At 61.8% G+C, this 14,138-nt stretch carries 10 protein-coding genes; 7 read left to right on the top strand and 3 right to left on the bottom strand.

Going from position 1 to position 14,138, the window contains the following annotated elements; genetic code table 11:
• Window positions 1-45 precede the first annotated feature (45 nt).
• Complete coding sequence (locus tag QYH69_RS20840; RefSeq protein WP_308833696.1) at window positions 46-1,062, bottom strand: 1-aminocyclopropane-1-carboxylate deaminase; 1,017 nt, start codon at window positions 1,060-1,062, stop codon at window positions 46-48.
• 155 nt (window positions 1,063-1,217) lie between these two features.
• On the opposite strand from QYH69_RS20840, the gene QYH69_RS20845 reads away from it, so the two are divergent.
• Window positions 1,218-1,718 (top strand): Lrp/AsnC family transcriptional regulator, encoded by a 501-nt coding sequence (locus QYH69_RS20845; protein ID WP_308833697.1) that lies wholly within the window; start codon window positions 1,218-1,220, stop codon window positions 1,716-1,718.
• A gap of 236 nt (window positions 1,719-1,954) precedes the next feature.
• Window positions 1,955-3,475: an esterase-like activity of phytase family protein gene (locus QYH69_RS20850; protein WP_308833698.1), complete on the top strand. Its 1,521-nt coding sequence runs from the start codon at window positions 1,955-1,957 to the stop codon at window positions 3,473-3,475.
• Window positions 3,476-3,479: 4 nt separating this feature from the next.
• Here QYH69_RS20850 and QYH69_RS20855 read toward each other — a convergent pair whose 3' ends face one another.
• Both QYH69_RS20855 and QYH69_RS20860 read right to left on the bottom strand, forming a co-directional pair.
• Complete coding sequence (locus QYH69_RS20855; RefSeq protein ID WP_308833699.1) at window positions 3,480-3,956, bottom strand: OsmC family protein; 477 nt, start codon at window positions 3,954-3,956, stop codon at window positions 3,480-3,482.
• A gap of 163 nt (window positions 3,957-4,119) precedes the next feature.
• Window positions 4,120-5,214, bottom strand: coding sequence for a TIGR03118 family protein (locus QYH69_RS20860; protein ID WP_308833700.1), 1,095 nt, complete (start codon window positions 5,212-5,214; stop codon window positions 4,120-4,122).
• Window positions 5,215-5,819: 605 nt separating this feature from the next.
• On the opposite strand from QYH69_RS20860, the gene gspI reads away from it, so the two are divergent.
• The 5 genes from gspI (at window position 5,820) to QYH69_RS20885 (ending at window position 14,066) form a co-directional block, all read left to right on the top strand.
• The gene (gene gspI / locus QYH69_RS20865) at window positions 5,820-6,200 is read left to right on the top strand and encodes a type II secretion system minor pseudopilin GspI (RefSeq protein ID WP_308833701.1); all 381 of its coding nucleotides are present in this window, start codon (window positions 5,820-5,822) and stop codon (window positions 6,198-6,200) included.
• On the top strand, window positions 6,184-6,849 hold the full coding sequence (locus QYH69_RS20870; RefSeq protein ID WP_308833702.1) for a prepilin-type N-terminal cleavage/methylation domain-containing protein: 666 nt from the start codon (window positions 6,184-6,186) through the stop codon (window positions 6,847-6,849). The genes gspI and QYH69_RS20870 overlap by 17 nt, the downstream gene beginning before the upstream one ends.
• A 315-nt stretch (window positions 6,850-7,164) precedes the next feature.
• A complete protein-coding gene (locus QYH69_RS20875; protein ID WP_308833703.1) occupies window positions 7,165-9,384 on the top strand; it encodes a tetratricopeptide repeat protein in 2,220 nt (739 codons plus the stop codon).
• 87 nt (window positions 9,385-9,471) lie between these two features.
• Window positions 9,472-11,769: a tetratricopeptide repeat protein gene (locus tag QYH69_RS20880; RefSeq protein ID WP_374992463.1), complete on the top strand. Its 2,298-nt coding sequence runs from the start codon at window positions 9,472-9,474 to the stop codon at window positions 11,767-11,769.
• Between the two features lie 29 nt (window positions 11,770-11,798).
• Window positions 11,799-14,066 (top strand): tetratricopeptide repeat protein, encoded by a 2,268-nt coding sequence (locus QYH69_RS20885; RefSeq protein ID WP_308833704.1) that lies wholly within the window; start codon window positions 11,799-11,801, stop codon window positions 14,064-14,066.
• Window positions 14,067-14,138: the final 72 nt, after the last annotated feature.

Raw genomic sequence — 14,138 nt, forward strand, 5'->3', positions numbered from 1 at the left:
CTTGTCAGCCGGCCTTGCGAATATGAAGAGATTGGTATTTGCCGCTCACCCGTTGCGGAACAGATAGCTATACGCGTTTAGCGCGGGCACGCCGCCAAGATGCGCGTACAGCACCTTCGAACCGGCAGGGAATTCGTTATTGCGCACCATCTGGATCATCCCGTCCATTGATTTGCCTTCATAGACGGGATCGGTGAGCATGCCTTCCATTCGCGCGCACAGGCGAATCGCTTCGAGCGTTCCTTCGTTCGGCAGCCCGTATGCGGGCCCGGCGAATCGCGTGTCGAGAATCACGTCGCTTTCGTCAAGGCGCTGTTCGAGTCCGACGATCTCGGCCGTATGCTTCGCGATGCGCGTGATTTGCGCGTGGGTTTTTTCAGGTGTCGCCGATGCATCGATACCGATCACCTTGCGCGCGCGGCCATCGGCCGCGAAGCCGACCACCATGCCCGCTTGCGTGCTGCCCGTCACCGAGCAGACCACGACGTAGTCGAATCTGAAACCAAGCGTCTGCTCCTGCTGACGCACCTCCTCCGCGAAGCCGACGAACCCGAGACCGCCAAGCGGATGCTCGGAGCAGCCGGCCGGAATCGGAAACGGCTTGCCGCCCGCTGCGCGCACGCTTTCCATCGCGTCTTCCCAGCTCTTGCGAATGCCGATATCGAAGCCGTCCGCCACGAGCCGCACGTCCGCGCCCATGATGCGCGACATCTGGATGTTGCCCACGCGGTCGTACACCGCATCCGAATAGTCGACCCAGTTCTCCTGCACGAGCACGCATTTGAGGCCCAGATGCGCGGCGACCGCCGCGACCTGGCGCGTCTGGTTCGACTGGATGCCGCCAATCGACACGAGCGTGTCGCAGCCCTGTTCCAGCGCCTCGGGAATCAGATACTCGAGCTTGCGCGTCTTGTTGCCGCCGAAGGCGAGGCCGCTGTTGCAGTCTTCGCGCTTCGCATAAAGCTCGACCTTGCCGCCCAGATGCGCGCTGAGCCGTTTCAGCGGAACGATGGGCGTCGGGCCGAAGGTCAGCGGGTAACGCGGAAAATGTCGCAGGTTCATGATGCCGGACTCCTTCGTTCTTTCAGGGATGAAGGTCTACATGCTATGAAATCGCCTCGAAAATGAGCTTGCAAAAATAATCGCAGATGCGTAGTTTAAAAACACACTACGGCGGTTCTGTTTAATCGAATTTCGTATTTGGGCAGTTCTACGCAATGAAAAGACCTTCAACGCGCGCGGCAAGCGAACCGGAGAGCATGACCATCGATCGCGTCGACCGCGCGATTCTGCGGCAGCTGCAGCGCGATGCATCGATCTCGAATGTCGCGCTCGCCGCCAGGGTGAATCTGAGCGCGCCTGCCTGTCTGCGCCGTGTCGAGCGCCTGAGGAACGCTGGCTATATCCGTTCGACCGTGGCGCTGCTCGACCCCAAGCGGCTCGATGCAGGCATGCTGGTCGTGATCGGCGTCGTACTCGACCGGTCGACGCCGGAGTCGTTCGAAGAATTCGAGCGCCTTGCGCAAAAAGTACCGGGCTGCATGGAATGCCACGTCGTAACCGGCGAATTCGACTATTTCATGCTGATCCGCACGCGCGACAACGATAGCTTCAACAAGCTGCACGCACAGAAGCTGCTCTATCTGCCGGGCGTGCGGCAGATACGATCGTTCATCGCTTTGCGCGAAATCCTCTCGACCACTTCGTTCCCGGTTTAGCCCCCACCCGTCCTCACCGTTCGTTGATCGGGACGAATGCCCGTGCCGATCAACGAAGAAACACGCCGGTCCATCCCGGAACGCACGCCGTGCGCGCGATTCCGGGCTGCAATGTCACCTGCATGACACGAAAGTTACCGAGTATTTCGTCGGCAATCCGCAAAGGTCTACCACTCTCGCGGCGCTGCGCGCGCGGTGCCGCATCTTCTGGCAATGCACCTCGAAGGAGATACTCGATGTCGAAATTCAGCTCGTTGGCGTTGACTCTTATCGCTTCATTGTTTGCGGCATCGACGGCGCAGGCCGGCGTCGATCTGATCGCGACAGGGCAGCTTAGCGGCACTATCGGCGACCTCTCGCGCGAAACGTCGGCGCCGCTCGAAAACGGCGCGCCGGGCAATCTGTTGGGTGGTATCGGCTCCGCCATGAGCTTTGCCGGCTGCAATACGTTCATCGCCGTGCCCGACCGCGGCCCCAACGCGATAACGTTCAACCCGGCGATCGACGACACCGCCTCGTACATCAATCGCTTTCAGACGATAAACCTCACGCTCTCGCACGCGCCGGCAGGTTCCAGCCTGCCGTTCGTCGCGACGCCGAAGCTGATCGACACCACGCTGCTCCATACGTCGGATCACCTCGTGTACGGCAACGGCGCGGCCGAAAACGTGCCGAACGGCGCACCGAAGCTCAACAAGACCGATCACACGAACTACTTCACGGGCCGCTCGGACAACTTCGATCCGACCCATCTGTCGACGGATCCGCTCGATGCGCGGCTCGACCCGGAAAGCATCCGCGTCGCGAACGACGGGCAGAGCATCTTCATTTCAGACGAGTACGGCCCGTACATCTATCGGTTCGATCGCAGAACGGGGCGCCGCATCGACGTGATCAAGGTGCCGGATACGTTTGCCGTATCGACGTTGAGCCCGGTCGGCGACACGGAGATCGCGGACAACACGTCGGGCCGCGTGGCGAACAAGGGTATGGAGGGACTCGCGATCTCGCCGGACGGCAAGACGCTGTTTGGCGCGATGCAAAGCCCGTTGTTGCAGGACGGCGGCACCGATGGCGGATTCACGCGCATTCTGAAAATCGATTTGCGCACGGGCAAAACGCAGCAATATGCGTATCCGCTGACGAACATCGGCACCGACAAGAAGCCGAAATTCCCGACCATCAGCGATGTCGTTGCCGTGAACGATCACGTGCTGCTGATGGACGAACGCGACGGCCACGGTCTCGGCGACGATTCCGCGGCGGTATTCAAGAAGGTGTTTCGCGTCGATCTGGACGGCGCGCAGGACGTTAGCCAGGCAAGCGGCCAGGATGGCCTCAAGCCGCTCGCGCTGCAAAAGACGCTATTTCTCGACGTGGTCGATGTGCTGACGAAGCACGGCTTCACTGCAACGGAAATTCCCGCGAAGCTCGAGAGCCTGACGTTCGGTCCGGATATCACCGTGCATGGCGAGCGCAAGCACACGTTCCTGATTGCGAACGACAACGACTTTCTCGGTACCGTGACGGACAGCCTGCATCCGAACGGGGAGCCGAACCCGAACCAGTTCTTCGTGTTTGCGCTCGATACGAGCGATCTGCCCGACTATGTGCCGCAGCAGCTTGCGGGACACGGCCATTTCGACGACTCGAACAGGCATGGGCACAACAACATGTGCAGCTTCGTGACCGACAGCAACGATGACGACGACGGTCATGATCATGGGCACGGCCACGACCACGACGGCTCGCACTGACTGATCAGCTCGACGCGAACTCGATCGACGGCTCGCACAGAATCGGGAAATTGACCGAGTTCGCCACGTAGCATTTCTCGTGTGCTGCATGATGCAGATGTTCGGCGCGCGAGCGATCATCGCCCGCGCGTATCGTGACGCGCGGGCGCAGAACGATTTCCGTGAAGCTTCCGCGTTGCGGACTATCGAGCATCGTTCCGCGCGCATCGTCGACATAAGCGAGCACCGTAATGCCTGCTTCAGCGCACAAATGCAGATACCAGAGTTTGTGGCACGCCGAGGCCGCGGCGACGACGAGGTCTTCGGGACTCCAGCGCGCTGCGTCGCCGAGGAATGCGGGATCCGACGAACCTGGAATGTCGGGCTTGCTGCCCGAGCGGATCGCGTGATCGCGGCTGTAGTCGCGATAGCCCGATGTGCCGGATCCCTTATTGCCGATCCATTCCACCGTGACGTCGTAGGTATGCTCGCCGTGTGCCATGGCAGCGGTCTCCTTCGGTTCGCAGGTGCGAAAGCGCCATTATGCGCGTGTGCGCGGCGCCATTAGCGAACAGAAGTCTACATGCGATGCTGCGCGCGAACGACTCATTCACGCGTTGGCGCATTGAATCGAGCGCGAGCGCGGCAGCATCGCGGAGCGACAGTTACGGGTTCGACACGTCGATGCGGCCGAATACGCCTGTTGTCTTGCTCGGACCCGCGGCAAAGAACAGCGTATTGCTCGGCTGATTATCGACATTGTTGCCGAAGCTCATGCCCCACAAGCCCGATTGCACGAACGGCTGACCATTGCCGAGCATAAGCTTGCCCATATCCTGGCCGGTCGTCGGATTGAACACTTCGATGAATCCCGAGCCGAAGTTGCCGACCAGCATCATGTTCGACAGCGGGCCGAAGTTCGACGGCGCGAGCACCATACCCCACGGCGCATTGAGCACGCCGCCGTTGCTGACGATACGGCGGATGAAGTTGCCGCTCAGATCGAATTCGTCGAGCACGCCAAGACCGTCGCCCGTGACCTGGGCCGCCTTCGCCGCGTTCTGCTGCGCGTAGGTGACGAACACGCTATTGCCGAGGTGCTGGATGCCGAACGGCGCGAAGCCAGCCGGCATGTTGGGGTCGACGAACTGGCCGGCGGGCTGGATCTTGTGGAACTGCGCGTCGAACATATCGACCTTCGCGCCGTGGAAGTCCGTCGCGTAAAGCCGGTTCTCGCCGTTCACGTTCACCATCGTGATGCCTTTATAGTTCGCGCCGCCCGCGCCGTCGTCGAATGCGGTCACGGCTTCGGTCGGCAGCACATTGGGCGACCACCCGGCGATCGTGCCCGCGAACGTCGCCCAGATGAACACGGCCTTGTTGAGCGCGCCGCCGTTGGCGCTGATCATGAAGTCGGTCGTCGGGTTGAAGATGATGCCCGTCGGACTGGCCGGGCCGTTCGTGCCGTCCGGAATCGAGACGACGAGCGACTGGACGTTGCCGTTGCCGTCGAACAGTGAAGATTTTTGAGTGTTGTTATCGGAGACCCACATTGTCGCCGTGGGGTTGAAGGCGACACCCCAGCCGTTCTGCAGGTCCGGGTCGGCCTTGGTGGCGACGACGCTGCCATCGGAATCGAGCAGCGTTTGGCTGAAAGTTTGCGCGGGCGGCGGCGAATTGTCGTCGCCGCCACATGCCGCGACGACGGCAGCGACCGATGCTGCGAGCGCGAGAGCCAGAAGGGTTTTGCGAGTCATCATGGGGAGCTCCTGTTAAGGTTGTTCTTGGAACGAAAGGGTTTTTCACGGCGCAATGACTTTGCACGCATGCCAGATCATGTGCACCGGTACGAGGGGGCGGCACCATCGCTGCATTGCATAGCAAGCCTATGCAATGTGCAGCACACACAAAACACCATCAAAAGAAGCTTTATTCCTGGGAAACGAATTGAATGCGTGGACTTGAAGTTGTTGAATGAATGAAAGGCTTCTGAGCCCCAAACAAATGGGCGCACGCTGATGGACGGCATTGAATGGTGAGGAAATACGGGATCTGGGCGATGCGAGGTTCGCTCGCGCGACGGAGCGAAGCGATGTATCGAAAGACGTCGCGGGAGATGGCAAAAAGGTACACACAATCCGACACGGATTCGCCATGAGAATCGGCTAAGTTCGCTTGCACCTTCGGGGGTTCTCCTTTGCATGCGTGGGGAGCGTGCATCGGGTTCCGGTTGGTTCGAGCGGACTCGCGACGAGATGAAACTCCACCGATTCGACATGAGCGAGCGATGCGGATGAAGCCAGGGAGTGGCGGGGCAGGGTTCGTGCGGCGCGGCGGCGGTTGTGACCACGGCTGCGGCCCGGTAATGAGCCTGAGTGCGGTTCAAGGATTCACGCTGATCGAAGTGCTGATCGCGCTGGCGATCGTGGCGATTGCGATGGGCGCGGTGTTGCGGGCGATCGGCTCGCTTGCCGCGGATACGGATTCAGCGAGGGCGCATCTGCTTGCGCTGTGGAGCGCGGACAACGCGTTGAGCGAGTTGCGTATCACGTCGGCCTGGCCGGAGCCGGGGCAAAAGACCTTTTCGTGTCCGCAAGGAGCCTATCGATTTGTTTGCCATCAGGTGGTGACGGCGTTGCCGAGTCCGATTGTGCGGCAGGTGACGGTCAGTGTTTATCCGTCGGTTGCGAATCGGGTGGTGTTGGCGGAAGTGGTGACGGTGGTGCAGGATGAAGCGCGCCATTAGGCCGCGGCGTGCCATTGCACGCGCATCCGGCTTCACGCTGATCGAAATGCTCGTGGCGATCGCGCTGCTTGCGGTGATTGCGGCCCTCGCATGGCGCGGACTCGATGCGACGGTGCGCGGACGTGACGACGTGACTTCCAATCTCGCTGAAACGCGGCTCCTGGGCCGTTACTTCTCCCAATTGCAGTTCGACATGATCAACCTCGTCACGCCCGACGAGGTGTTCGGGCCGCCGTTGAGAATTCGGCGCGACGAGCTTGTGTTGATCCGGCATCTCGCTATCGGGAATTCGCCGACGCAGGTGCAGGTGGTGCGGTATCAGCTGAAAGGGCATCAGTTGATGCGCAGTGCGTCGCAGCCGTTGTCGTCGCTGTCGCAGCTTGCGGACGCACTGCATCATATGGATGACTTTGCGAGCGTGGTGGCGAGCGATCGGGTGCGGGGGATGACGCTTGCGGTGTGGGTGCCGCAGGTGGGGTGGACCGGTGATCAGAAGGTGCTGGACAGCACGTATGCGCGGTTCCTCCAGGTGCACGGCGTGAGCAACGGTACGTCGGTTGGTTTGCCGCTGCCGCGCGGCATCCGCTTTACGGTAACGACAGGCGCGTCGCCCGTCGAGTTCGTCCGCACGCTTCCGATTGGTCAGTAGCCGCGGCAAAGCAGCCGCGGCGAACCATTAGGCGGTTGGTCCAATTGCGCGTGTCAATTTTGCCCGCTGTCATATCGCTTCGAAACCGCTCAAAACGTTGAGCGGTGCGCTTGCCTAGCGGCCAGAAAATGCTTTAAAGCAATGTGACATCAAGTCTCCATGCGCCTCTCCAATGCGCGGCAAAATGGTCCGTAACATTCGTCACACGCGTGTTACTCCCTGTCCGCTAGTCTGGCTGCTCAGATCGGGAGGCGGCAACAGTTTCGCGCTGGTCTGGCTCACTGTGTCTCAACAGGACAGGATCAGGAGGCGGACATGGAGGTCGATCATCCAACCGGCACGCGCGACGGCGCGTCCGTACCGACGGACGCGGCACGGCGGCAGGCCGCCGCGCATTTCTCGCGAGGCAGGGATCTGCACGGCACGAGCCGGTTCGACGACGCCGCACGCGAATACCAGGCCGCGCTCGCGGTGTATCCCGACCATGCGGAAGCGCTGCATCTGTTCGGCGTGCTGGAATTTCAGCGCGGTAACGCAGCCGCATCGGAAGCGTTGCTTCGGCAGTCGGTAGCGCTGGCCGACGCAGTGAGCCCGATCTCGGATCTCGGGGCCGTGCTGGCGGCAAACGGCAAAGCCGACGAAGGCATGGCGCAACTGGACCGCGCGCTGCAGCTCGATCGTAACCATGTGCAGACGCTGATCCGCCGCGCCAACATGCTGATGGGTATGCGCCGCTATGAAGAGGCGCTGGCCGGCTATGACCGCGCGCTTGCCGTGTCGCCGCTGACGCTCGATGCGCTATGCAATCGCGGCGCCGCGCTGCGCGCGCTCGGACGGCTGCATGACGCGCTGGAAAGTTACCAGCGCGCGCTGACCGTCGATCCGAGATCGTTCGAATCGTTCTACAACCTCGCAAATGTACAGCGCGACTTGCAGCGCAATGCGCAGGCGCTGCAGAACTACGATCGCGCGCTGGCGATTGTGCCGAACCACGCCGATATCCTGTCGGCGCGCGGGCGTACGCTGGTGGACCTCGGGCGTGCACGCGATGCGCTCGCGAGCTTCAACGAAGCGATTGCGACGCGGCCGGATTTTGTCGAAGCCATCTATAACAGCGCGGTGGCGCTCGAGCGGCTTGGGCGAGCGGGAGAAGCGCTGGAACGATGCGACCGCGTGCTTGCGCTGGAGCCGAATCATGCAAAGGCGTTGGCGGCGCGCGGCAATGCGCTGCTGCATCTGACGCGGTATGAAGAGGCCGCGCAGGCATACCAACGCGCGATCGAACTCGAACCCGGCGCAGTCGATGTGCTCTGCAATCGCGGTACGGCTTTGCGCCATATCGAACGGCACGAGGAGGCGCTGCTGAGCTACGACGCCGCGCTTGCCGGTAGCGCGAACTTCCCGGAAGCGTGGTGCAATCGCGGCAATGTGCTGCAGGACCTGCATCGCTATGAAGAAGCGATGAACTCGTATGACCGCGCGATCGCGGTGAATCCGAAATACGCGATCGCCTGGTTCAACCGCGGCAATGTGCTGCTCGAAACGAATCGCCTCGATGCCGCGCTGCAGGCGTACGACAAGGCGGTTGCGCTCGATCCGAACTACGCGGATGCGCACTTCGGCCAAGGCTTTATTTATCTGGTCCAGGGTGACTTCGCGAACGGCTGGCCGAAGTACGAATGGCGCTTGCGCGATCCGAAGTCCGAATACAACCGCCGCACGTTTGCGCGGCCGCGCTGGACCGGCGAGCAGCCGCTGCAAGGCCGCACGATTCTGGTTCACGCGGAGCAGGGCTTCGGCGACACGCTGCAGTTTTGCCGCTACGTCGAACGTCTTGCGGACATGGGTGCGCAGGTCGTGCTCGAAGTGCAGCCCGCGTTGCGCTCGCTGCTTGCGCCGTTGCCCGGCGCAGCCCAGGTGATCGCACTCGGCGATCCGCTGCCGCCGCACGACTATCAGTGTCCGCTGCTGAGCCTGCCGTTCGCATTGAAGACAGAGGTGTCGACCATTCCCGCGGATACGCCATACGTGCACGCGAATCCTGACTTGATGTCGAAGTGGGCCGAGACGTTGGGCGCGAAGCGCCGCATGCGGGTCGGTGTCGCGTGGTCGGGCAATCCTGAGCACAAAAACGACCGCAACCGTTCGATGGAACTCGCGACGCTGTCGCCGCTGTTCGACCTCGATATCGAATGGATCAACCTGCAGAAAATCGTGCGTGGACGCGATCTCGCGGTGCTCGAAGCGTCGCCGTTGCGGAACTTCGATGCGGACCTTCGCGATTTCTCGGACACGGCCGCATTGATGGAATCGCTCGATCTTGTGATTTCGGTCGATACCGCAGTGGCGCACCTTGCGGGTTCGTTGAATCGTCCTGTGTGGATTCTGCTGCCGCATCTCGGCGAATGGCGCTGGATGCGTGAGCGTAACGACAGCCCTTGGTATCCGGGTGCGCGTCTGTTCCGGCAATCGGCCGCGGGCAGCTGGAATGACGTGGTTGATACGGTCCGGCAAGAACTGGTCCGCAAGATATAGACGGCAGCTTCGCGTCATAGCCGCAAAAGTCATAGCCGCCGAAGATGAGCAGGCGCAACGCAGTGACGTCCGACGAGAGGATTATCGATGGTGTCTGAAGCGGGAAGAACAACGCCAGATACGCAGGGCGGCGCGCGTACGCAGCCTGCGGCCGGGGTAGCGGGAGGGGGAGCGGCGTCGGCCGCGCCGGCACCGTCGACACTGGTCGACGGTGCATTGAAGCGGGCGCGGGCGTTTCATGAGCGAGGCGCGCTCGACGACGCGGAACGCGGGTATGGCGACGTATTGCAGGCGGAGCCGGAGCACGCGGAGGCGTTGCATTTGCTTGGTGTGCTGTATTTTCAGCGCGGGCGAATGGACGATGCCGATGCGGCGCTGAGCCGGTCCGTCGAACTATCGCCGTCGGCGTTGGCGCTGGCGAATCATGCATCCGTGCTTGTCGCGCTCGGGCGGCGGGAAGATGCGCTTGGGCAACTCGATGCCGCGTTGCGGATCAATCCCGGGCATCCGCGCTCGTTGTTATTGCGAGCGGGGTTGCTGGCGGAGCTGAGGCGTCTCGAGGAAGCACTGGACGTGTATGACCAGTTGCTGAAACTCGTGCCGACGACCGTCGATGTGATCTGCGGCCGGGCTGCGGTGCTTCGGGCGCTTAATCGTCCGCAGGACGCGCTTGATGCGACCGAACGGGCGTTGCGAATCGATCCGCGATCGTTCAACGCGCATCGGCAGCGTGGTGACGCGTTGCGCGATCTGCGACGCTTCGTCGATGCGCTCGACGCTTATGGCCGTGCGCTTTCGATCGTTCCGAATAGCGCGGAAATTTTGCTGATGCAAGGGTTGACGCTTGCGGATCTTGGGCATCTGGATGCGGCGCTTTCGAGCTTGAATGAGGCGATTGCCGGCAAGCCGGATTACGTCGATGCCATTTATAACAGTGCGGTTCTGCTTGAGCGGCTGGGGCGTAACGACGATGCTCTGGCGCGATGCGATCGTGTGCTGGCGTTGAATGCCCGGCATGCTGCTGCGATGGCTAATAAAGGCAATGTTTTGCATCAGCTTGAGCGGTACGAGGAATCGTTGGCGAGCTACGATGCGTCGCTTGAGATCGCGCCCGCGTCGATCGAAACGTGGTGTAACCGGACGCAGACGCTGGTGGAGTTGCGGAAGTTGCCGGAAGCGTTAGAGAGCTGTGATCGCGCTATTGCGCTCGACGACCGATACAAGGTTGCGTGGTTCTATCGTGGCCGGGTTCTGCAGCGTCTGCATCGCTATGAAGAGGCGATTGCGAGCCTTGATCGCGTCCTGACGCTCGATGCCGAGCACAGGCCCGCCCGTTTTCAGCGAGGCAACGCACTACGTTCCCTCATGAAACACGATGAAGCGCTGGTCGAATATGACCGTGTGCTTGAAGTCGATCCCAACAACATCATCACGCATTTCACAAGGGCATTCGTCTATTTGCAGGCAGGCGACTTTGAGCGCGGCTGGCCAGAATACGAATGGCGCTGGAAAGAGGAGCAGGTCGGCACATTCAAGAAACATTTCGCACAACCGCTGTGGTTAGGCGAGGAATGCATTAAAGACAAAACCATTCTGTTGCATGCGGAACAGGGGTTGGGCGACACGCTTCAGTTTTGTCGCTACGTCAAATTTGTGAAGGCGCGCGGCGCGCGGGTGGTCGTCGAAGCGCAACGTCCGTTGAAATCGATGCTGGAAAACGTAGAGGGTGTCGACCAGGTGGTGGGTCAAGGCGATCCTTTGCCGCCATTCGACGTGCATTGCCCGCTTCTGAGCTTGCCGCTCGTGTTTCGCACGAATCTGGAGTCGATGCCGTCGGACGTGCCCTATCTGCGGGTCGACGACGAGCGGGTCGCGGCGTGGCAGACCCGGCTTGGCACTAAAACCCGGCCGCGCATCGGCATCGCATGGTCGGGCAATCCGAGCCACCTCGACGACCATAACCGGTCGATCGCGCTTGACGAGATATTGCAGGGGCTGTCCGACTCGGTCGAATGGATCAGTGTGCAGAAGAACGTGCGCGCCGATGAGCAGCAGCTGCTTGCAGCATCGAGCGTGCGTGACGTTAGCGATGCGATCCGCGACTTTTCCGATACTGCGGCGCTGATGCACTGTCTCGATCGCATCGTGACGGTGGACACGTCAGTTGCGCACCTGGCGGGTGCGCTGGGGCGGCCGGTGTGGATCATGTTGCCGTATCTGCCTGACTGGCGATGGCTGCTAGGCCGCGATGACAGCCCATGGTATCCGTCCGCGCGGCTATTCCGGCAGACGAAGGCCGGCGAATGGCGTGATGTGCTTGAACGGGTTAGCGCCGCGTTGCTCGCCATACCGATGGCCGCAGTGCCGGCGCCATTGTCGACTTGACGATCGAAGAAACTTGCAACGAGCGAGCGATGAAACGCGATAGCCAGCACAGCAACAGCGCGCCCGACGTACATGCGGGCATTGCAGGCGAACGGTCTTCGATGATGCATGCGGCGATACGCGGCTCGCTTCGGCGAGCGCGTACGCTGCACGAGCAGGGCGCGCTTGCTGAAGCCCAGCAGTTGTATCGGGGCGTGCTGGCGATCGAGCCGAACAATACGGACGCGCTGCTCCTGCTCGCCGTGGCGTGCGATCAAAGCGGCGACACCACGCAGGCCGAAAAGCTGTTTGCTCATGCATTGCAATTTGAACGGCGTTTCGCCTGGGCATTCGCGAACTACGGTGCGGTGCTTGCCAAACAGGAGCGCTATGAGGCCGCGCTAGTGCCGGTTAACGAAGCGTTGAGGTTAGATGCGCTAAGTGCGCCGGCGCACTTGGCGCGTGGCAATGCAATGCTTGGCCTCAAGCGTTACGCGGAATCGCTGCAGGCTTACGAGAATGCGCTCTCGATTTCATCCGCGCTTCCCGAGGCGTGGAGCAATCGCGGCAATGCGCTGCGCGCGCTCGGCCGCCCCGCGGATGCGCTGATCAGCTTCGACCGCGCGCTGGAAATGGCGCCGCATAACTTCGCGACGCATACGAATCGCGGCCATGCAATGCGCGACCTGGGCCGCTACGAAGACGCGCTGCGAAGCTATCGGCTTGCGCTCGTCGTCCGTCCACGCGTTGCGGCGCTGCTTTCGATGTGCGGAGCGATGTCGCTTCTGCTGGGCCGCGGCGCGGAGGCGCTGACGAGCTACAACGAGGCGATCGAGATCGAACCGGACGACGTCGAGGTGCTTTACAACAGTTGCGTCGCACTTGACGAACTGCATCTTCACGAAGAACTGCTGACGCGCTCCGAACGCATTCTTGCGCTGTCGCCGGAACATGCCGGCGCATGGTTCGGCAAGGCAAACGCGCTGCAGGCATTGCAGCGCCATGACGAAGCGGCGAATGCCTATACGCAGGCGCTCAAGCGCGAACCGGATCTACATGCGGCGCTAGGCAATCAGGGCGTCGCATTGCGAACGCTGGAGCGTTACGACGAGGCGCTGCAAATCTACGACAACGCGCTTGCGCGCGTCGGCCCGAACGCGCAGCTGCTGGTGAGCCGGGGGCACACGCTTCGGCAACTGGGCCGCTACGACGAAGCGTTGGCGAGCTATGAAGCGTCGGTCGCGATCGAACCGAAGGATCCCGGCGGATGGGTATTGCAAGGCGGCGCGTTGCAGCAACTGCTGCGCTTCGACGATGCGCTGCAGAGTTACCGTCGAGCGCAGGAACTGGAGCCTGCACAGAGGCACGGGCGTCTCGAGGAGTCGTATTGTCAGTTACTGACCGGCAATTTCGCCGATGGCTGGCGCCAGTACGAATACCGTTGGGCGGACCCCGATACCGCGCGATCGCACCGCCATATGGAACGGCCGGCCTGGCTCGGCGGCGAGTCGGTCGCGGGGAAGACCGTGCTGCTTCATGCGGAGCAAGGCTATGGCGACACGTTTCAGTTCTGCCGCTATGTGAGCCTCGTCGAAGCACGTGGTGCATCCGTTGTGCTCGAAGTACCGGCCGCGCTGAAGCCGTTGCTCGCGTCGCTGCGGGGCAGTCATAGTCTGTTCGCGAGTGGCGAAGCATTGCCGGCTTTCGATCTGCAATGTCCGTTGATGAGCTTGCCTCTTGCGTTCGAGACGAACTTGCAAAGCATTCCGGCGCCGGCGCCGTATCTGTTTGCGGATGCCGCACGCGCAAGTGCCTGGCGACAGCGGCTTCAGGCACGGGCGCCATCGGGTCGCCTCAGGGTCGGGATCGCATGGTCGGGCAACCCCACGCATAACAACGACTTGAATCGCTCGATCAGGTTTTCCGCGTTCGCGCCGCTGCTTGCATGGGGGGCGACTTTCATCAGCCTGCATCAGCAGGTCCGTGAGCGGGATACAGCCGCGCTCGCGCAGAGCAGCGTCGTGCATTTCGGCGTGGAGCTGCGCGATTTCGCCGACACGGCTGCGCTTATCGAAAATCTCGACCTCGTGATTTCGGTGGATACCTCGGTCGCGCATCTGGCCGGCGCGCTTGGTAAGCCCGTCTGGGTGCTATTGCCGCGCGTGCCCGACTGGCGCTGGCTGTTGGAGCGCGACGACAGTCCGTGGTACCCCACGGCACGCCTTTTTCGCCAGGACAAACCCGGCGACTGGCCCGACGTCATCGATCGGGTCGCGCAGGCACTGGCGCAGCGGATCGACGCGAATCACCGCGGATGACCGTGCCGCGAGGCTTTGCATGCATCGCTGCTATATGACGGCCATGTGTCAAAAGTTTCGGACTTTGCCGAC

The sequence above is a fragment of the Paraburkholderia sp. SARCC-3016 genome, assembly GCF_031119615.1.
Lineage (GTDB): Bacteria > Pseudomonadota > Gammaproteobacteria > Burkholderiales > Burkholderiaceae > Paraburkholderia.